Genomic DNA, 17,921 nt, shown 5'->3' on the forward strand with positions numbered 1-17,921 from the left:
CCATGCCCGCAACCCCTCGCTTTTCCTTGCCCCTGCTGGCGATGGCGCAGGCGCAAAAGGAAGTTACTCACAATGAGGCGCTGACCTTGCTCGACGCGCTGGTCCATGCGGTGATCGAAGCCGGGCCGCAGGCCGACCCGCCGGCTACGCCGGTCGAGGGTTGCTGCTGGCTGGTCGGACCGGACGCTACGGCCGCGTGGGCGGGGAAGGAGGATGCGGTCGCGATCTGGACGTCGGGCGGCTGGCGATTCGTGCTGCCCCGCGCGGCGATGCAGGTGTCGCGTCTTGCCGATGGAGCATCGCTGCGGTTCGACGGCGAAAGCTGGATCGAGCCGCCGTCGATCGCGGGCGCGGCGGGCGGGTCGACAATCGACTCAGAAGCCCGTAGCGTGCTCGCCGCACTGATTCTGCTGCTTGAGGCGCATGGTCTTCTGATTTCAGGCTGAATTTGCCTTTACTCGCATCAAAAGTGCGACTTTTTTACAACAGAATGGTGATTTGTTCGCTTGCGTGGAACCAAAGGCGCGGGTAGGACGTCTGGCGAGACGTATATCTCAATTGAAAGGGGAATTACTATGAGGAAGCTTGCCGTCGCTGTGGCGTTGGCCTCCACTGCCCTGGCGTCGCCTGCTCTGGCGCGCGACAACTCCTGGTATGTGGGTGTCGGTGGTGGTGCTATGATCGTCGAGGACATGGACCTTGACATCGGCGCTGTCGAAAATGCTGGCACGCTCGATCACCGGACCGGGTACGACTTCGAAGGCACTGTCGGTTATGACTTCGGCGGTTTCCGCGCGGAAGTCGAAGTCGGCTATCGCGAAGCCGATATCAAGGCCGGTACCTTCACCGTCGGGATCCCCAACGGGGTGCCCGGTGGCTCCTTCACCGGCAGCACTCCGCTGAACGGTGACTCGAATGCCCTGAGCTTCATGGTCAATGGTATGCTCGACTTCGGCGACGATGACGGCATCCAGGGCTTCATCGGCGGTGGTGCCGGTGTGGCTCGCGTTTCGGTCGAGCCGGTTTTCGCCGGTAACTTCCTCGACGATTCGGACACCGGCTTCGCATGGCAGGCAATCGCCGGCGTTCGCGCGCCGCTGACCCGCAACATCGACGCCGGCCTGAAGTATCGTTTCTTCAACGTCAACGGTGTCGACCTGGTCGACCAGCTTGGCCGCGACGTTTCGACGCGTTTCCGTTCGCACTCGCTGCTCGGCACGCTGACCTTCAACTTCGGTGGCGCTGAACCGGCTCCGGAGCCGGCACCCCCGCCGCCGCCGCCGCCGCCGCCTCCCCCGCCGCCCCCGCCGCCCCCGCCGCCGCCGGTGGTGTGTGCGCCCGGACCGTACATCGTGTACTTCGACTGGGATCAGTCGAACATCACGCCGGAAGCGGCTTCGACGCTCGACAACGCGATCAGCGCCTACAACCAGGGCTGCACGGGTACGCAGGTCATGCTCGCCGGTCACGCCGACCGTTCGGGTTCGGCCAAGTACAACGTCGGTCTGTCGGAACGCCGCAACACGGCGGTTCGCAGCTACCTGACCGCACGCGGTATCTCGGACAGCTCGATCAGCGCTCAGGCGTTCGGCGAAACCCGTCCGGCCGTTGCGACCGCCGACGGCGTCCGCAACGACCAGAACCGTCGCGTGGAAATCACTTACGGTCCGAACTCGGGCATGTAAGACCGGTTTCCGCTCCCGACAGGGACTGGAAGACAAAGAGGGGCGGTACCGGAAGGTGCCGCCCTTTCTTTATGCGCGCCGCCGGTTTGGTATGGTGGAGGACCGAGGGCGCCGCGCTTTTTATTTGCGCTGTCGATAAAATGTTATACCATTACAAAGCGGGTCGCCGATTACCTGCAATGGATGCAGGGAACCGATCCGCAGCGCGGGGCTGGCGCGCGTCGATCTTGCCGAGCCGCCTCGCGCCCGAGAGGGAGAGAGACGATGCGCCGACGTCGCAGTGCTTTTCATCGCAGTATCTTTCGCGCCGATCCCAATGGCGATCCCGATATCAACACGACGCCGCTGATCGACGTGATGCTGGTAATGCTCGTGATGTTCATCATCACCATCCCGCCGCCGACGCACAGCGTCGATGTGATGCTGCCCACCGACGGGCGCGGAATTCCGGTCGGGGACAAGAATAGCGTGACGATCGATACCGCCGACGTCATTCGCTGGAACGACGAGGCTGTCGACCTGGCGGAGCTGAGCGCGTTGGTGAAGCAGGCGGCCGAGCGCCCCGAGCCGGCGACGATCCTGTTCGCGCCCGATGCACGAGCCCGCTATCTTCGCGTCGATGAGGCGATCGGGGCGATCCGTCGCAATGGCGGCAGCAAGATCGCCTTTCCGGGGATCGACCAATATCGTGAGCTGATCTGATCCGATATTACCCCGCCGCCGCCGCGGCGGCGGGAAGCCGATCCGTCAGCCGGCGGGGGCAGTTCCGGGGCGCAGATAGGCCATCATATAACTGACATAGTCGGCCTTGCCGAGCGGCACGCCCATGTGGCGAAGGATGCCGTAGGCGGCGACAAGGTGGAAGTAATATTGCGGCTGGGCCCAGTCGCGCACGTAAGTGGCGGCGGTCATGTCGAACGCCATGCCGTTCGGCAGATCGAAGCCGACTGCACGGTCGGGATCGCCATCGAGCGCCGCGCGGTCGATGGTTTCGAGCCATGCCAGCGTCGCAGCGATCTGTGCCTGCAAGCCCGCGAAGTCGGTGGCGTCCTCGTCGAGTAGGGGAGCGCCGCCCGCGCCGAGCCGCGTCGCCGCCTGGATCGCCTGTCCGCACGAAAAGCGCACTTGCGAGGCGAGCGGGAACATGTCGGGCGCGAGGCGTGCGGCGATGAATTGCAGCTCGCCGATATCATTGTCGCGGCCCCATGCCAGCGCCTTGCCGAGCTGGCCCGACAGAGCCTTCAATCCGTTGATATAGGCGGGGACGGTAAGGTCGTAGAGCATGGCAAGGCGGTCCTTTGAAGGGTGGCGGCAGGTCGGTTCTAGGCGGCGGCCAGATTGTCCTGGAACTGCAGCCGGGCAAGGCGGGCATAGAGGCCGTCGGCGGCGACGAGATCGTCGTGGCGGCCTTCCTCGACGATGCGCCCGTCGTCCATCACGACGATACGATCGGCGGCGCGAACGGTCGCGAGCCGGTGCGCGATGACGATTGTCGTGCGGTCGTGCATCAGCGTTTCGAGCGCATCCTGCACGAGCTTTTCGGATTCGGCGTCGAGTGCCGAGGTCGCTTCGTCGAGCAGCAGGAGCGGCGCACGGCGGAGCAGCGCGCGGGCGATCGCCACCCGCTGGCGCTGGCCGCCCGACAGCCGCGCGCCGCCTTCGCCCATGAAGGTATCGAGACCCTGCGGCAGCTTGCGGAGGAACTCCTCGGCATTGGCGGCGCGCGCGGCATCCCACAGTTCCTCGTCGGTCGCGGCCCAATTGCCGTAGCGCAGATTGTCGCGCGCCGACGCAGCGAAGATCACCGTTTCCTGCGGGACCATCGCGATGCGGGCGCGGATGTCGGCGGGGTCGGCATCGACCAGCGGCACACCGTCGAGCAGCACCTCGCCCCCCTGCGGATCGTAGAAGCGCTCGGCCAGCTGGAAGAGCGTCGACTTGCCGGCGCCGGACGGACCGACGATCGCTACCGTCTCGCGCGGATGGATCGCGAGGCTGAAACCATGCAGCGCCGGGGCGTCGGGGCGCGTCGGATAATGGAATTCGACATTCCTATATTCGAGCGTGCCGATCATCGGATCGGGAAAGCGCTGCGGCTTCGCGGGCGCGGCGATGCTGGGTTCGGCATTCAACAATTCGCTGAGCCGCTCGGCGGCGCCCGCGGCGCGGAGCAGGTCGCCATAGACTTCGGTCAGCGCGCCGAACGCGCCGGCAACAAGGCCGCCGGTGAGGACGAAGGCGGCGATCGTGCCGCCGGTGATCGTGCCTTCGGCAACGCCCACGGCGCCGTACCAGAGCAGGGTGGTGATCGCGCCGAACAGCAGTCCGATGACGATCGCGGTCATCGTCGCGCGCAGGCGGATGCGGCGCTTGGCGGTCGCGAAATTCGCCTCGACCGCGGTGGCGAAGCGCGTCGCCTCGCGGTCCTGCTGGCCGAACGCCTGGACGATCTTCATCGCGCCGAGCTGTTCGGCGGTGGTCGCGCCGATGTCGGCGACGCGATCCTGGCTCGACCGCGAGACATTCTGGAGCTTTCGCCCGAGCAGTACGATCGGCATGATGATCACCGGGATGCCGAGCAAGATGCCGCCGGTCAGCTTTGGCGAGAGCGAGAAGAGATAGGCGATGCCGCCGATCCCCATCACGACGTTGCGGAGCGCAACCGAGACGGTGGTGCCGACGGTCTGTTCGATGATCGAGGTGTCCGACGTCATGCGCGAGGCGATTTCCGACGGACGGTTTTCCTCGAAAAAGCCCGGTGCTAGGCGGAGCAGATTCTGCTGTACTCCCCGGCGGATGTCGGCGACGGTGCGTTCACCGAGCCAGCTGACGAAATAGAAGCGCAGCGCGGTGGCGATCGCGAGCAGCAGCACGATGACATAGAAGAAGCGGAAATGCGGGCTGACATCGCCGCCGCCGGCGACGAAGCCGCTGTCGATCATTTCCTTGAACTGATACGGGATCGCCAGCGTCGCGATGGCGGCGACGCCGAGCGCGATCACCGCGATCAGGAGCTGTAACGGGTAACGGCTGGCATAGTGCCAGACCATGCGCAGGCTGCCGAGCTTGCGCGGGCGCTTGTCCTGCATTTCGCCCGGAACGGGCGGGGCGGGCTGGTCTGATGATGTCGCCATTGCGCACGCCCTAGCAGCGGTGGCGGCCGCGCTCAACGCCGCAGAATGATGCGCCGCTTCAAGCGCTTTGAAGGGGAGCGCGATGATCGCCCGCTCCCCCGCCCATCAGCGGTTGTCCGGCTGAGCCGGCACCACCGACCGCCGGGGTCGGCAGGGACGCAAATCCTGAAGTCGCAAGGATCCGCCGGTTGCTCGCAATGCGGGACAGAATCGCACCGAAGGCGCAGGACGCGCCGTGGGCATGATAGGAGCAATCCTCGCCTGCAAATGATTTTGATGCATTGCACAATGAAATGGATAGCCTAGACTGGCCTAACAAACGGCGCCCGCCAGAGAGCGCCGGGGCTGCGCAAGGAACGAACATCTATGCTGTATCACGCGTTTGAAATGCAGAAGAGCTGGCTTGCCGGGGCAAGCGCACTGGCGACCGCTGGCGCGCAGGTCATGCAACACCCCGCGAATCCGCTTGGCTATTTCAGCGGCAGTCCGATGTTTGCGTCCGCGCTCGAAGTCTTTGCCCACGCCGCCGCGCCGCGCGGCAAGCCGGGGTTCGACCTTTACGAAACGACGGTCGAGGGCGAACCGGTGCGCGTCACCGAAGTCGTCGAGGCGCGCAAGCCCTTCGGCCAGCTCAAGCATTTCAAGCACAAGGGCGCCAAGGACGCGCCCAAGCTGCTGATCGTCGCGCCGATGTCGGGCCATTATGCGACGCTGCTGCGCGGCACTGTCGAGCGCATGCTGCCCGGCCATGACGTGTGGATCACCGACTGGCGCGACGCACGCAATGCGCCGCTGGAAGCGGGCAAGTTCGACCTCGACGATTATATCGATTATCTGATCTCGTGGCTCGAGCATATCGGGCCGGGCGCGCATATGCTGGCGGTGTGCCAGCCGTCGGTGCCCAGCCTTGCGGCAGCGGCCGTCATGGCGGCGAACAAGCACAAGTGCCGGCCGAAAACGCTGACGATGATGGGCGGGCCGATCGACACGCGCAAGGCACCGACCGCGGTCAACGAACATGCGACGACGCGGCCCTATGCGTGGTTCCAGGAAAATGTCATCGCGACCGTCCCCGCTTATTATCCGGGGGCCGGGCGCCGCGTCTATCCGGGCTTCCTGCAACTGGCGGGCTTCATGTCGATGAACCTCGGCAATCATATGATGAGCCATTGGGAGATGTTCAAACATCTGGTCGACGGCGATGGCGAAAGTGCCGACAAAACCAAGGAATTTTACGACGAATATCGGTCGGTGTGCGACATGACCGCCGAATTCTACCTGCAGACCGTCGATGTCGTGTTCCAGCGTCACCTGCTGCCGAAGGGCGAGATGCTGCATCGCGGCCAGCCGGTCGATATCGGTGCGATCGAGGATATTGCGATCCTCGCGATCGAGGGCGAGCGCGACGATATTTCGGGGATCGGCCAGACCAAGGCGGCGCTGACCCTCGCCAAGGCGTTGCCGGCCGACAAGAAGAAATATCTGATGGCGAAGGCGGTCGGCCATTATGGCATCTTCAACGGCCGCAAATGGCGCGAGGAGATTGCGCCGGTGGTCGAGCAGTGGATTCGCAGCAACGGGTGACGTCGGTTTCCGGCCGGTTTTTGCCGTTTGGGCCAACCTTACCCGTTCGCATCGAGCGAAGTCGAGATGCCCCTCAGGCTGGGCGTAAGGCCGACGGGTGTCTCGACTTCGCTCGACACGAACGGAAATAACGGACGGTCAGGAATCCACCCCAAAGTCGACGTTTCCGCATTACAACTGGGCCGCTAATGCCAGGGCGAGGTCCGCACGCTCCAGTAGACTATGTAAAGAAGTGCAGCCCACAGCAGCAGGATGAAGGCCATGCCCGCGCGGCTCGACGGGCGCTCTCTCGCGACCTCGGCGGCGGCGTGCAGTTCGGCCCATAGCGGGTCGGGAATCAGGCGGCGGACGAGCCAGAGCCCGAGCGGGACGATGATGAGGTCATCGAGCCACCCGAGCACCGGAATGAAATCGGGAATCAGGTCGATCGGCGAGAGCGCATAGGCCGCGACCGCGACCGCGAGGAGGCGCGCCGACCATGGCACGCGCGGATCGCGCGCGGCAAGCCAGGCAGCATGCGCTTCGACCGCGAGCCGGTGGCCCAATTCGCCGATGCGTTCGGAAAGGGATTTGCCGGTCATCGCGATCTACACTAGCCTTCCTGCATGGCTATCCAACTGAAAAGCGCGCGTGTCGAACGCTGGCCCGTCGCGGGCTCCTTCGTCATCAGCCGTGGCGCGAAGACGCATGTCGATGTCATCGTTGCCGAGGTCGAAGGTGACGGTGCTGCCGGGCGCGGCGAGGGCACTCCGGTCTATTATCTCGGAGAGGACGCCGCGCTATGCCGCGACCAGTTGCTGCGCGCCGCGCCGCACATCGCCGACCTGGGCGCCGCAGAAGCGCGGGCGGCGATACAGGAAATCATGGGGCCGGGGGCGGCGCGTAACGCGCTCGACTGCGCGCTCTGGGATCTCGAAGCGCGCCAGCGCGGCCTGCGGCTCTGGCAATTGGCCGGGTGCGACGGTGCGCCGACCGCGCGCGTCACTGCTTATACCGTCTCGCTCGGCACGCCCGGCGCGATGGCCGAGCAGGCCGCGACGGCCGAGGCTGACGGTTATCGCCTGCTGAAGATCAAGCTGACCGGCGAGGACGACCGTTTGCGCGTCACGGCGGTGCGCAAGGGCGCGCCCGGGGCGCGGCTGATCGTTGACGCCAATGAAAGCTGGGGTGGGATCGACATATTGAGCGAGGCCGAAGCGCTTGCCGACATGGGGGTCGAGATGATCGAGCAACCGGTGCCGGTCGGCGCCGATGCATTGCTCGATCCGATTTATGCGCCGGTGCCGTTCGTCGCCGACGAAAGCTGTCAGACCATAGCCGACGTGGCGCGGATCGGCACCTTTTACGACGGGGTGAACATCAAGCTCGACAAGGCGGGCGGGCTGACCGAAGGGCTGCGGCTTGCCGATGCGGCGGATGCTGCCGGCCTGTCGATTATGGTCGGGTGCATGTTGTGCACCAGCCTTGCGATCGCCCCCGCCTTTGTGCTGGCGCAGCGCGCGCGCTGGGTCGATCTCGACGGGCCGGCGCTGCTGGCACGCGATCGCGAGGGCGGTTTCGAGTTTCGTGAAGGGCTGATCGGGCCGCCGGTGCTGTAACCGCCCCCGCGCGAGGCGGGGGCGAGATATTTTACAGCGCCACCTCGGCGTGCTCGCCAAGATCGCCTTCCTTCATTGTCATCCCGGTCGCGAGCTTGAACATGCCCTTGATCCCGGGGTCGGCGGTCCAGATTTCCGCGTCTTCGAGGTCGAAGCGCAAGAGGACAAGCTTGGGATCGTTCTTGCCGCCTTCGTACCAGGCCGCGATGCCGTTGTTCCACAGCCGGTCGAGCACGGCGCGATCGGTTTCGTGGCGCAGCGTCCCCGAAATGCAGGCGAAAAGATCATGGCCCTTCGAAGCGAACTGCGCCATCGCCGGGCCGCCGCCGGCAAGCCGGTTGTCGGTTGCAGTGAAGAACCAGAAGGCGCTGTTCGCATCCTTGTCGAGCTGCGCATTCATCGGAATGTGATGCGCGCGCTCGCCGGTCATGCCGACCATGACATAGGGGCTGTCGGCCAGCGCCTTCCAGAAAGTCTGCTTGATATCGTCGCTCATCGAAAGGCTCCTTCATATCCCCCGATGGACGATCAACGCGGCAGGCGGCCGGTTGTTGCCCGGCTTAGCGCGGCGCGGGCTCCGCATAGCTGACGACTTCATATTCGATGCCGTCGGGGTCGAAGAAGTAGAAGCGGCGGCCCGGCTCGTAAACGCCGTGGTTGAAGGGCAGGAGGCCGACGGCCTTGACGCGCGTTTCGACCTCTTCGAGGTCGTCGACCTGGATGCCGACATGGTTGAGCGGCTCTCCCTTCGGATAGGGCAGCCCGGCCTCGATGCCGTTCGGCGGTGCGTAGAGCGCGATATAGGCGCGGTCGCTGCCGACGTGGATCGTGTGGCCGCCGCTCTGCGCCGGACCGCGCCAGCGTTCGTGCCAGCCGAAGACGGCGATCATCAACGAGGCGGTGCGCGCCGGGTCGCTGACGGTCAGATTCACATGCTCGATGAAAGGGTGCGCCACGTGCTTGCTCCTGATTCGGGTTGACGCAGGACTTTTAGAAGCTCAAGTCAGCTTTAGATCAAGGCCTATTCGAAAGGCGGCGCGAGCATGCACCGGCGCGACCTGATTGCCATTGGGGAACTTGCGGCGCGAACCGGCGTCGCGGTGTCGGCGATCCGTTTCTATGAGGCGAAGGGGCTGATCGAGGCGCTGCGGACGAGCGGCGGGCAGCGGCGTTTCCTGCGCGCCGACATTCGCCGCGTGTCGTTCATCCTGATCGCGCAGCAACTGGGGCTGAGCCTCGAGGAAATCGCCGGGGAGCTGGCGCGCCTGCCCGCCGGGCGGACGCCGAACGCGGCGGACTGGACGCGGATCAGCACCGGCCTGCGCGCGCGGATCGACGCGCAGATCGTCGCGCTGGCGCGGACGCGCGAGCTGCTCGACAATTGCATCGGCTGCGGTTGCCTGTCGCTCAAGAAGTGCGGATTGTACAACCGCGAGGACAAGGCGGCGCTGCGCGGCGCGGGGCCGAGGTACCTGCTCGGCGACCGGGCGGGGGAGATTGCGGAGGTGGGCTGACGGCGGTTTTGGGGTGGGAAGCGGACGTTTGAGGGTACGTCTATATTCCCCTCCCGCTTGCGGGAGGGGTAGCGAGGCTTGCCAGCTTGCTGGCTAGCCGCAGTGGGGAGGGCGTGTTGCGCCGCGCAGACCCTCCCCCGACCCCTCCCGCAAGCGGGAGGGGAGAAAGTCCGCAACCGGCCGAAACCGGCCGATCAGACGGCGGCGAGCTTTTCGATCTCGGGCGCGCCGGCGAGGCACGGGCCGAGGCGGGCGCCGATGGTACGGAAATGGTCCGACGCGCGGTGCGCATCGACCGCCGCATCGTCATCGTAGCATTCCATCACCTTGTACACGCCGGTCTCTTCGGTGCGGAACAGGCGGTAATAGCTGTTGCCGGGCTCGTTCGCGGCGACCGCGGGGGCGAGTTCGGCGAAGACGCCTTCGAATTCCGCTTCCTTGCCGGGCTGGACGCGAATGGTCGCGATGATGCCGATTGCACTCATGACACAAATCCTCCGGTTGCAGATGGCCGGGGCGGGCCGCGACGGCCCGCCCCGGCGCATGCGTCAGAAAACCTCGAACAGTCCGGCCGCGCCCTGACCGCCGCCGATGCACATGGTGACGACGGCATATTTGACGCCGCGGCGCTTGCCCTCGATCAGTGCGTGGCCGACGCAGCGCGCGCCGGTCATCCCGAAGGGGTGGCCGATCGAGATCGAGCCGCCGTTGACGTTGAGCAGTTCGTTCGGGATGCCGAGCTTGTCGCGGCAATAGAGGACCTGCACGGCGAACGCTTCGTTGAGTTCCCAGAGGCCGATGTCGTCCATCTTGAGCTCGAAGCGTTCGAGCAGCTTGGGGATCGCGAAGACGGGGCCGATGCCCATTTCGTCGGGCTCGGTGCCCGCGACCGCCATGCCGACATAACGGCCGAGCGGCTGGAGCCCGCGCTTCTCGGCGACCTTGGCTTCCATCACGACGCAGGCCGACGAACCGTCGGCGAGCTGGCTGGCGTTGCCCGCGGTGATCGTGTGGCCTTCGCCCATCACCGGCTTCAGGCTCGCGAGCCCTTCGAGCGTGGTGTCGGCGCGGTTGCACTCGTCCTTGTCGGCGACGACGTCCTTGAAGGTGACTTCCTTGGTCTCCTTGTTCACCACTGCCATGGTGGCAGGGCAGGCGACGATCTCGTCGTCATATTTGCCCGCGGCCTGCGCAGCAGCCGTGCGCTGCTGCGACTGGAGCGAATATTCGTCCTGATATTCGCGGCTGATGTTGTAGCGCTTGGCGACGACCTCGGCGGTACCGATCATCGGCATATAGGTGGCCTCGTGCATCGCGATCAGCTCGGCGTCGGTTTCGATGAAAACCTTGCCGCTGCCGCTGACTTTCGAGATGCTTTCGATGCCGCCGGCGACGCAGATGTCCTGACGGTCGACGATGATCTGCTTCGCAGCGGTCGCGATCGTCATCAGGCCCGACGAGCACTGGCGGTCGATCGACATGCCGGGGACGGTGACAGGCAGGCCCGAGCGCAGCGCGATCAGGCGCGCGACGTTCATCGTCTGCGAACCCTGCTGCATCGCGGCGCCGAAAACGACGTCGTCGATCTCTCCGCCTTCGAGGCCGGCGCGTTCGACCGCGGCCTTCACCGAGAAGGAGCCGAGCGTCGGGGCGAGGGTGTTGTTGAACGAGCCGCGTGCCGCCTTGGTCAGCGGGGTGCGGGCGGTGGAAACGATGACGGCGTCACGCATGATAAGGGTCCTTCTGCTTGGTTCCGGTTATCTTTTCGAGGGAGGTCGGCCGGTAATCGTCTAGATGAAAAACTGCGTGATCCACTCGGCGATCAGGGCGGGCTTTTCCTCGCCTTCGATCTCGACGGTGATCTCGTTAGTCTGCTGCCACTGGCCGGGACGTTTTTCGTCCAGTTCGAGCAGTTTGACATGACTGCGCACGCGCTTGCCCGAGCGGACGGGGGCGAGGAAGCGGACCTTGTTGCCGCCGTAGTTGACGCCCATCTTGATGCCTTCGATCTTCGGCGCGTCGGTCTTCGCGCCGAGCATCGGGATCAGCGACAGCGTCAGGAAGCCGTGGGCAATCGTCCCGCCGAAGGGCGTCAGCTTTGCCTTTTCCTCATCGATATGAATGAACTGATGGTCGCCGGTCGCGTCGGCGAACTTGTTGATCATCTCCTGATCGACAAGCACCCATTCGGATGTGCCGAGATGCTCACCGACCTTGGCTTGCAGGTCCTGCGGCGTGATCGTGGCCATATCTCATCCCCTGTAATCGCTGGTTCGGGGCGCGTTTTAGGCCTGTCTTGCCGCGCGGCACAAGACCATAGCCACCATGCGGCGGCGCCGTAGCGTCAGGCGGGCTTCGCGGCTTTTGCGGTGCGAGCCTTGGGCTCCGGGGACTCGGGATAGGGCATGATCATCGTGCCGTCGGGGGCGGAGGTGAAGGTGGTCTGGGTCGGATAGGCAAATTCATATCCCGCCGCGGCCATCGCCTCGAACAGGCGGATCGCGACGTCGGTGCGCGCCGCGGTCACGACCTGATAATCCTCGCTATAGACGTCGAACAGCAGTTCGAAGTCGAGGCTGGACGGCCCAAAGGTGACGAAGCTTGAACGGATGAACTCGTGGCCCGACGCCTTCACCTGTTCCTCGAGCAGCGCGGGCAGGTCGCGGAGCATGGCAGGCGTCGTCTGGTAGATGACGCCGATCGCAAAGGTGATCCGGCGGCGGTGTAGATGCGCGAAGTTCGAGATCTCCTTGCTCAGGAGGTTGGTGTTCGACACGATCAAGAGTTCGCCGTTGATCGAGCGCAGCCGCGTACTCTTGAGCCCGACACGTTCGACCGTGGCGGTGGTGGTGTCCCATTTGATCGTCTCGCCGTTGCGGAACGGCCGGTCGAAGATGATCGACAGCGCCGCGAACAGGTCGGAGAAGATGCCCTGCGCGGCGAGGCCGATCGCAATGCCGCCGATGCCGAGACCGGCGACGAGGCCGGTGACATTGACCCCCATATTGTCGAGGATGACAATCGTCGCGATCGCGAACAGCGCGACGCTGATCAGCAGGCGGATGATGCCCATCGCATTGACGAGCGTCTCGTTATGCCCGTCGGACGCGCGGCGCTGGATGAGCCCGAGGATGATCTCGCGCACCCAGATTGCGACCTGCAACACCACTGCGATGGTGAAGATCGTCTGGATGAGCTGCATGATCACGGCCGGCGGCTGCGCATAGCCCGCGACCGCGCGGATCGCGATGATCGCGAGCACGGCGGACTTGGTCTTGTGGATGACGCGCCCGACGATGTCGGTCAGGGTGAATTCGCCCGGCGCCGACTGCGCGCGCTTCAGTGCAAAACGGCGGATCATCGACAGGATGAAATAGATGGCAAGGCCCGCGCCGATCGCGATGCCGATCTGCAGCCAGTGGCTGTTGATCCAGGCGACGCTCGCGTCCCACCAATAGCGGAGGTCGGCGAGCGGATCGGTCGCGGGCCTGGTGGCCGTCTTCGGCGCGGCGGCTTTGGCGGCGGCAAGGATCGAGAAAGTCATGGGGGCCTTTGGGTCCTCGGGTCAGGCGGAACGCAGTAGCGCCGCGGCATTGGGCGCGCGTTCGAGATAGGTCAAAAATCCGCGCTCGTAACGCGAAAGATATTTGGTCGCGCGCGGCAGCGGTCCGGTGACGGCTGCGAAATCGCCGCGTTCCTGCGCCGCGGCGATCATCGCCGGGTGGATATAGGCCTTGCGCGCGATCGCGGGGGTATTGCCGAGCCAGTCCGACACATGCGCAAGTAGCATCTTGAGCGTTGGCGGTTCATTGGCGTCGTACAGGAAGGCAAAGGCTGCGACGCTCGCCGACCAGGTGCGGAAATGCTTGGCGCTGAACTCTTCCCCCATCGCATCGCGGATATAGGCGTTGACGTCGTCGGAGCCGACCGCGCAAAACTCGCCCTCGTCGTCATATTGGAACAGCTTCTGACCGGGCAGGTCCTGAAGGCGGCGCACCAACGTAATCAGGCTGCGGTCGCTGATCGTCACCACCCGCTCGGTGCCGCCCTTGGCGCGGTAATTGAGGCGGAGCGTGCGGCCGGTCAGGCTGGCGTGGTGCTGGCGCAATGTCGTCGCGCCGAAGCTCTTGTTCGCGGTGACATATTCCTCGTTGCCGACGCGCAAGGCGGCCAGATCGAGCAGTCGCACGACAGCACCGACAACGCGTCCCTGGCACAGGGTGCGACGCGCGAGGTCGTCGGCGAGGCGCGCGCGCAGCAGCGGAAGCGCATGGCCGAAGGCGGCGCAGCGGTCATATTTATCGGCTTCGCGCGCCAGCCGGAATTCGGGATGATAGCGATATTGCTTGCGCCCGCGCGCGTCGTAACCGGTCGCGAGGATATGGCCGTTCGGTGCTGGGCAGAACCACGCATCTTCATAGGCGGGGGGCAGGGCGATCGCGTTCAGCCGCGCGATCTCGTGCCGGTCGCGGATGAGCCTGCCCTTCGCGTCGCGATAGCGCCAGCCATCGCCGGCACGTTCGCGGCCGATGCCGGGCAGGCTGTCGTCGACATGGATCAGGCGGACGGCGGACATGGCGCTATAGCGCCCCGGCCGCAAGGAAGGTTCCGCGTCAGCCGGGGTTGGGTGTGGGGTGGCGGGCCGGCACCTGCGCCGGCCGCGCGGTCAGCGGCCGCCAGCCGGCCTCGCGCTCGCGGCGGCGGCAATAGGTCGAAAGCCCCATCTGTAGCGCAAGCATCATATAGATGAACGGCTGGAAGGCGATGCCGACGAACAGCGATCCGATCAGATAGGTGACATGGCCGTTTTGCAGCGCGGTCGCGAGTGGCGCGATCCATTGCTCCTCGGCGCGCCGCGTCTTGAGGTAGCGATGGCGGAGCCGCTCCATCTGGATCAGGCCGGTCAGGTGGAGGAGGAGCCACATCGCAAGGCCGGGATAGCCCTGTTCGCCGAGCATTTCGAAATAGCTCGAATGATAGGCACGCGAATGCTCCTCATAGACCGAGGCTTCGGCATTTTGTGGAGCGTTGGGGTCATAGGCGGTCGCCGCCTTTTCGACGCGGACGCGGTTCTGGATATAGGCGTTGAAACCGCCGCCGAACGGGTTCTCCTTGGCATATTCCCACGTCCACATCCACACCGCGACACGCGTCGAGGCCGACTGGTCGGATTTGTGATCGCGGATCGTTTCCATGCGCTGCGTATAGCTTTGCGGCAGGAAGGGAATCGCCGCCGTGGCGAGCAGGCCGGCGCCGGCGATATAGAGGAAGCGGTGCTTGACCGACCGAAGTGACAGCACCGCGAGCACGACGAGGCATACGAGCCCGGTGCGCGCCTGCGTCCCGATCGGGAGCAGCGCGCAGGCAAAGACCAGCGCGAAACAGAAGAGCGAGACGCGCCAGTCGGGCGGAAAGATGGTGCCGTGACGCCGGTACCAGAGGATGAGCGGAATGATCGCGATGCCGACGGTCGACATGATCGACCCTTCGTAGAGCCCGAAATTCTCGTTGAGCAGCAGTTGCAACGTCCCGTAGCCGCCGCCGCCCGCGGCGGTCTTGATCCCGCCCGCGATCGCGATCGATGCGGCGGAAAGCAGCATGATCACGATCAGCGCCTCGATACGCAGCTTGGTGCGCAAGGTCAGCGGCAGGAAGATCGCCCAGACGAGCGCTTTCCACACCCAGCTCCATTTGTCCGCTGCCTCGACAGGGAAATCGGCCTGGATCGTCGTAATCCAGCAATAGATGAGGATCGCGAGTAGCAGGAACTGCCGCCCCGACCACCTTGTATCGCGCTTGTCGTCGATCGCGAGCCAGCCGAAGATCGCCAGTCCGAAGACGATCAGCGAGATCGGAATCGAGTTGATCAGGAAATAGCTGAGACGCTGCGGCGCAACGATATCGATGTAGCAAAAGCACAGCACGAACAGGAACGGCTTGCGAAAGCCGATCCCGATGAAGGCGAAGAGAAAGGCGACGAAGGCAATGTCACGCATCGCCGTCGGCCTCCCGTCTGGCTTCGGCGTCCTTGCGCTGTTGCCACAGCACGCGCGGGCTGACTTCGCGGTCGAGGTCGTCGCGATGCAGCAGGCGCCACAGCGCGATCGCCATCAGCACATGGGTGAGGCCAATCGAAAAATTGTCGACCATTCGGGCCCGACCTTGTCCTTTTCCGGCCCGGAAAGAGGGCCTTGTCACAGGCGCGTTACGATATTGGGGTTGACGCCGCGTTAAGCCTTGTCTGCCAATAGGCCGCATCATGACCCGGATATTGCACGTCCTCGATCATAGCCTGCCCGCGCACAGCGGCTACACCTTTCGCACGCGCGCGTTGATGAAGGCACAGGTCCGGAACGGATGGGAGGTCGCGGGCGTGACCGGCGTCCGCCATCCGGAACCCGGTCCGGACGGCGAGACGGTCGACGGGCTCACCTTTTATCGCACCCCGGCGATCGCGCCGGGGCGTTCGCCGATCCGCGAATGGCGCGAGATCGGCGCGCTGGCGAAACGGGTCGAGGCGCTGGCACATGACTGGAAACCCGACCTGCTCCACGCCCATTCGCCCGTGCTCGACGGGCTTGCGGCGCTGCGCGTCGGCAAGCGTCTGGGAATCCCCGTAATCTATGAAATCCGGGCTTTTTGGGAAGATGCGGCGGTCGGCAACGGAACGGGGCGCGAAGGCAGCGCCCGGTACCGGCTGACCCGGCAGCTCGAGACCTGGGCCGCGAGGTCGGCCGATGCGGTCGCGGTGATCTGCGACGGGCTGCGCGGCGACCTGATCGCGCGCGGCATCGCTGCCGACAAGATTATCGTCTCGCCGAACGGCGTCGACCTCGACCTGTTCGGCGACCCGCCGCCGCGCGACGCGGGTTTGGCGGCGACGCTCGGTCTGGCGCCCGACGATGCGGTGATCGGTTTTATCGGCAGCTTCTACGATTACGAAGGCATCGACGACCTGATCGCGGCGATGCCGGCGCTGGTCGCGGCGCAGCCGAACGCGCGGCTGCTGCTCGTCGGGGGCGGTCCGATGGAAAGTGCGCTGAAAGCGCAAGCCGCAGCATCGCCGGTGGCCGGCCATATCCACTTCGCCGGCCGCGTTCCGCATGACCAGGTCGAGCGTTATTATTCGCTGATCGATATCCTGGCCTATCCGCGCAAGAAGATGCGACTCACCGACCTCGTCACGCCGCTCAAACCCTTGGAAGCGATGGCGCAGGGCAAGCTAGTCGCGGCATCCGACGTTGGCGGGCACCGCGAACTGATCGACGACGGCGTCACCGGCAGCCTGTTCACGCCCGACGACCCGGCTGCGATCGCCGCAAATCTGGCCGCGCTGCTCGAAAATCGGGACATTTGGGACGAGCGGCGGCGGACGGCACGTATTTTTGTCGAAACCCATCGTAACTGGTCATCAAACATTTTACGTTACGAGCCTGTTTACCAGCGATTGCTGCAACGGGGCGGAAGCCTGCGCGCAGCATAGCGAGACGGAAGGACGCCGCGCCGAGCGGCGGATTTGGAAGCGATATGGACGACGCCAGCGAAAAGACCGGAAAGGCCTTATGGACCGCGCTGCTGCGCGGGCTGCGCCCCGCCGTGCCGGCGGTGATCGGCGCCGCGGCGCTGACTTTCCTGTTCGCGGCTGTGATGCCGCTCGCTTGGGTCGCCGGGATCAGCTGGAACCTCTATCTCGATCGCCTCTCCGACCTGTTTCTGCCGCCGATCGGCAATGGCGGACGGCTGGCGATGGCGCTCGGCATGGCGGCGATCGCCGCCGTGGTCGCGGGCATCATCGCGCTGATGATTGCCGAGCCCGAAGCGACCGGGGTCGCGTCGCTGCGCCGCCGGATACGCCGCCGTTCCGAAGTCGATGAGGATACGGACGAGGTGTTGCGCCGCCGCCGCGTCGACCTGCACCCCGACGATCCGCCGCGGCCGCCGATCCGCGCCGGGCGCGACCTCCCCGCCGCGGGGCTGGGGCCCGTTGGTGTCCATGATGCCGCGACTGCTCCGGACGATGAAGCGGCGTTCGACCTGTCGTTCGCCGAACGGGCGGTGGAAGAAGCGGCCGATGATTTCCCGGCCGGCGACGGCGATGAACTCGTCCTTGCCGAACGCGCACCCGAACCCGCAGCTTACGAAGCGACGGGCGACGAGCCGTGGTTGCAGCCCGCCGAGCTTGCGCCGCCGATCATGCCCGACCCCGCCGACAAGAGTCTCGGTGCGATGGTCGCGCGTTTCGAGGCCGGACTGGCGCGCCGTCGCCAGCCGTTTGCAGAGCCTGTTGCGGCCCCCGGTGCTACCGTGACCGGCGCAGCCACAGCCGACGAAGAGCCCGAGGTCGATTTCGCGCTCGAGGCGGCGCTCGGCACCCTGCAAAGAATGAACCGCAGCGCTGTCCGCTGA

General features: G+C 65.3%; 20 protein-coding genes. 8 read left to right on the forward strand and 12 right to left on the reverse strand.

The window, feature by feature from the left end:
• Positions 1-2: 2 nt before the first annotated feature.
• The 3 genes from AN936_RS01060 (at position 3) to AN936_RS01070 (ending at position 2,387) form a co-directional block, all read left to right on the forward strand.
• On the forward strand, positions 3-446 hold the full coding sequence (locus tag AN936_RS01060; protein ID WP_054586524.1) for a DUF2793 domain-containing protein: 444 nt from the start codon (positions 3-5) through the stop codon (positions 444-446).
• Between the two features lie 129 nt (positions 447-575).
• Entirely contained in the window at positions 576-1,685 is a 1,110-nt protein-coding gene (locus AN936_RS01065; protein WP_054586525.1) for an OmpA family protein, read from the forward strand.
• Positions 1,686-1,949: 264 nt separating this feature from the next.
• Positions 1,950-2,387: an ExbD/TolR family protein gene (locus tag AN936_RS01070; RefSeq protein WP_054586526.1), complete on the forward strand. Its 438-nt coding sequence runs from the start codon at positions 1,950-1,952 to the stop codon at positions 2,385-2,387.
• Positions 2,388-2,432: 45 nt separating this feature from the next.
• Here AN936_RS01070 and AN936_RS01075 read toward each other — a convergent pair whose 3' ends face one another.
• Positions 2,433-2,969 carry a DUF1993 domain-containing protein gene (locus tag AN936_RS01075; RefSeq protein ID WP_054586527.1) on the reverse strand — a complete coding sequence of 179 codons (537 nt, stop codon included), beginning with the start codon at positions 2,967-2,969 and terminating at the stop codon, positions 2,433-2,435.
• 38 nt (positions 2,970-3,007) lie between these two features.
• On the reverse strand, positions 3,008-4,819 hold the full coding sequence (locus AN936_RS01080; RefSeq protein WP_420496826.1) for an ABC transporter transmembrane domain-containing protein: 1,812 nt from the start codon (positions 4,817-4,819) through the stop codon (positions 3,008-3,010).
• Between the two features lie 366 nt (positions 4,820-5,185).
• Here AN936_RS01080 and AN936_RS01085 point away from each other — a divergent pair, with 366 nt between their 5' ends.
• Complete coding sequence (locus AN936_RS01085; protein WP_054586529.1) at positions 5,186-6,403, forward strand: polyhydroxyalkanoate depolymerase; 1,218 nt, start codon at positions 5,186-5,188, stop codon at positions 6,401-6,403.
• Between the two features lie 185 nt (positions 6,404-6,588).
• Here AN936_RS01085 and AN936_RS01090 read toward each other — a convergent pair whose 3' ends face one another.
• Entirely contained in the window at positions 6,589-6,984 is a 396-nt protein-coding gene (locus tag AN936_RS01090; protein WP_084758095.1) for a YkvA family protein, read from the reverse strand.
• Between the two features lie 24 nt (positions 6,985-7,008).
• Here AN936_RS01090 and AN936_RS01095 point away from each other — a divergent pair, with 24 nt between their 5' ends.
• Positions 7,009-8,001, forward strand: coding sequence for a dipeptide epimerase (locus AN936_RS01095; RefSeq protein ID WP_054586530.1), 993 nt, complete (start codon positions 7,009-7,011; stop codon positions 7,999-8,001).
• A 31-nt stretch (positions 8,002-8,032) separates the two neighbouring features.
• On the opposite strand, the gene AN936_RS01100 is transcribed toward AN936_RS01095, so the two are convergent.
• Both AN936_RS01100 and AN936_RS01105 read right to left on the reverse strand, forming a co-directional pair.
• On the reverse strand, positions 8,033-8,497 hold the full coding sequence (locus AN936_RS01100; RefSeq protein WP_054586531.1) for a pyridoxamine 5'-phosphate oxidase family protein: 465 nt from the start codon (positions 8,495-8,497) through the stop codon (positions 8,033-8,035).
• A 64-nt stretch (positions 8,498-8,561) separates the two neighbouring features.
• On the reverse strand, positions 8,562-8,957 hold the full coding sequence (locus AN936_RS01105; RefSeq protein WP_054586532.1) for a VOC family protein: 396 nt from the start codon (positions 8,955-8,957) through the stop codon (positions 8,562-8,564).
• Positions 8,958-9,044: 87 nt separating this feature from the next.
• On the opposite strand from AN936_RS01105, the gene soxR reads away from it, so the two are divergent.
• The gene (gene soxR, locus AN936_RS01110; RefSeq protein ID WP_054586533.1) at positions 9,045-9,515 is read left to right on the forward strand and encodes a redox-sensitive transcriptional activator SoxR; all 471 of its coding nucleotides are present in this window, start codon (positions 9,045-9,047) and stop codon (positions 9,513-9,515) included.
• Positions 9,516-9,709: 194 nt separating this feature from the next.
• Here soxR and AN936_RS01115 read toward each other — a convergent pair whose 3' ends face one another.
• The 7 genes from AN936_RS01115 to AN936_RS25225 form a co-directional block, all read right to left on the reverse strand.
• Positions 9,710-10,000 (reverse strand): putative quinol monooxygenase, encoded by a 291-nt coding sequence (locus AN936_RS01115; RefSeq protein ID WP_054586534.1) that lies wholly within the window; start codon positions 9,998-10,000, stop codon positions 9,710-9,712.
• A gap of 63 nt (positions 10,001-10,063) precedes the next feature.
• Positions 10,064-11,245: an acetyl-CoA C-acyltransferase gene (locus AN936_RS01120; protein ID WP_054586535.1), complete on the reverse strand. Its 1,182-nt coding sequence runs from the start codon at positions 11,243-11,245 to the stop codon at positions 10,064-10,066.
• A gap of 60 nt (positions 11,246-11,305) precedes the next feature.
• Positions 11,306-11,764 carry a MaoC family dehydratase gene (locus tag AN936_RS01125; RefSeq protein ID WP_054586536.1) on the reverse strand — a complete coding sequence of 153 codons (459 nt, stop codon included), beginning with the start codon at positions 11,762-11,764 and terminating at the stop codon, positions 11,306-11,308.
• 95 nt (positions 11,765-11,859) lie between these two features.
• Positions 11,860-13,059, reverse strand: coding sequence for a mechanosensitive ion channel family protein (locus AN936_RS01130; protein ID WP_054586537.1), 1,200 nt, complete (start codon positions 13,057-13,059; stop codon positions 11,860-11,862).
• Between the two features lie 21 nt (positions 13,060-13,080).
• Positions 13,081-14,091: a DNA topoisomerase IB gene (locus AN936_RS01135; RefSeq protein ID WP_054586538.1), complete on the reverse strand. Its 1,011-nt coding sequence runs from the start codon at positions 14,089-14,091 to the stop codon at positions 13,081-13,083.
• A gap of 37 nt (positions 14,092-14,128) precedes the next feature.
• Entirely contained in the window at positions 14,129-15,511 is a 1,383-nt protein-coding gene (locus tag AN936_RS01140; RefSeq protein WP_054586539.1) for a putative O-glycosylation ligase, exosortase A system-associated, read from the reverse strand.
• The gene (locus AN936_RS25225; RefSeq protein ID WP_167346263.1) at positions 15,504-15,665 is read right to left on the reverse strand and encodes a hypothetical protein; all 162 of its coding nucleotides are present in this window, start codon (positions 15,663-15,665) and stop codon (positions 15,504-15,506) included. Before AN936_RS25225 ends, AN936_RS01140 begins: the two co-directional genes overlap by 8 nt.
• Positions 15,666-15,774: 109 nt before the next feature.
• On the opposite strand from AN936_RS25225, the gene AN936_RS01145 reads away from it, so the two are divergent.
• Both AN936_RS01145 and AN936_RS01150 read left to right on the forward strand, forming a co-directional pair.
• Complete coding sequence (locus AN936_RS01145) at positions 15,775-16,998, forward strand: TIGR04063 family PEP-CTERM/XrtA system glycosyltransferase (RefSeq protein ID WP_054586540.1); 1,224 nt, start codon at positions 15,775-15,777, stop codon at positions 16,996-16,998.
• A 44-nt stretch (positions 16,999-17,042) separates the two neighbouring features.
• Positions 17,043-17,921 (forward strand): hypothetical protein, encoded by an 879-nt coding sequence (locus AN936_RS01150; RefSeq protein ID WP_054586541.1) that lies wholly within the window; start codon positions 17,043-17,045, stop codon positions 17,919-17,921.

Source organism: Sphingopyxis macrogoltabida, from assembly GCF_001307295.1.
GTDB lineage: Bacteria > Pseudomonadota > Alphaproteobacteria > Sphingomonadales > Sphingomonadaceae > Sphingopyxis > Sphingopyxis macrogoltabida_B.

Coding starts and splice junctions, on each gene's coding strand:
- AN936_RS01060 (WP_054586524.1), top strand. CDS start 3: ATGCCCGCAACCCCTCGCTTTTCCTTGCCCCTGCTGGCGATGGCGCAG.
- AN936_RS01065 (WP_054586525.1), top strand. CDS start 576: ATGAGGAAGCTTGCCGTCGCTGTGGCGTTGGCCTCCACTGCCCTGGCG.
- AN936_RS01070 (WP_054586526.1), top strand. CDS start 1,950: ATGCGCCGACGTCGCAGTGCTTTTCATCGCAGTATCTTTCGCGCCGAT.
- AN936_RS01075 (WP_054586527.1), bottom strand. CDS start 2,969: ATGCTCTACGACCTTACCGTCCCCGCCTATATCAACGGATTGAAGGCT.
- AN936_RS01080 (WP_420496826.1), bottom strand. CDS start 4,819: ATGGCGACATCATCAGACCAGCCCGCCCCGCCCGTTCCGGGCGAAATG.
- AN936_RS01085 (WP_054586529.1), top strand. CDS start 5,186: ATGCTGTATCACGCGTTTGAAATGCAGAAGAGCTGGCTTGCCGGGGCA.
- AN936_RS01090 (WP_084758095.1), bottom strand. CDS start 6,984: ATGACCGGCAAATCCCTTTCCGAACGCATCGGCGAATTGGGCCACCGG.
- AN936_RS01095 (WP_054586530.1), top strand. CDS start 7,009: ATGGCTATCCAACTGAAAAGCGCGCGTGTCGAACGCTGGCCCGTCGCG.
- AN936_RS01100 (WP_054586531.1), bottom strand. CDS start 8,497: ATGAGCGACGATATCAAGCAGACTTTCTGGAAGGCGCTGGCCGACAGC.
- soxR (WP_054586533.1), top strand. CDS start 9,045: ATGCACCGGCGCGACCTGATTGCCATTGGGGAACTTGCGGCGCGAACC.
- AN936_RS01115 (WP_054586534.1), bottom strand. CDS start 10,000: ATGAGTGCAATCGGCATCATCGCGACCATTCGCGTCCAGCCCGGCAAG.
- AN936_RS01120 (WP_054586535.1), bottom strand. CDS start 11,245: ATGCGTGACGCCGTCATCGTTTCCACCGCCCGCACCCCGCTGACCAAG.
- AN936_RS01125 (WP_054586536.1), bottom strand. CDS start 11,764: ATGGCCACGATCACGCCGCAGGACCTGCAAGCCAAGGTCGGTGAGCAT.
- AN936_RS01130 (WP_054586537.1), bottom strand. CDS start 13,059: ATGACTTTCTCGATCCTTGCCGCCGCCAAAGCCGCCGCGCCGAAGACG.
- AN936_RS01135 (WP_054586538.1), bottom strand. CDS start 14,091: ATGTCCGCCGTCCGCCTGATCCATGTCGACGACAGCCTGCCCGGCATC.
- AN936_RS01140 (WP_054586539.1), bottom strand. CDS start 15,511: ATGCGTGACATTGCCTTCGTCGCCTTTCTCTTCGCCTTCATCGGGATC.
- AN936_RS25225 (WP_167346263.1), bottom strand. CDS start 15,665: ATGGTCGACAATTTTTCGATTGGCCTCACCCATGTGCTGATGGCGATC.
- AN936_RS01145 (WP_054586540.1), top strand. CDS start 15,775: ATGACCCGGATATTGCACGTCCTCGATCATAGCCTGCCCGCGCACAGC.
- AN936_RS01150 (WP_054586541.1), top strand. CDS start 17,043: ATGGACGACGCCAGCGAAAAGACCGGAAAGGCCTTATGGACCGCGCTG.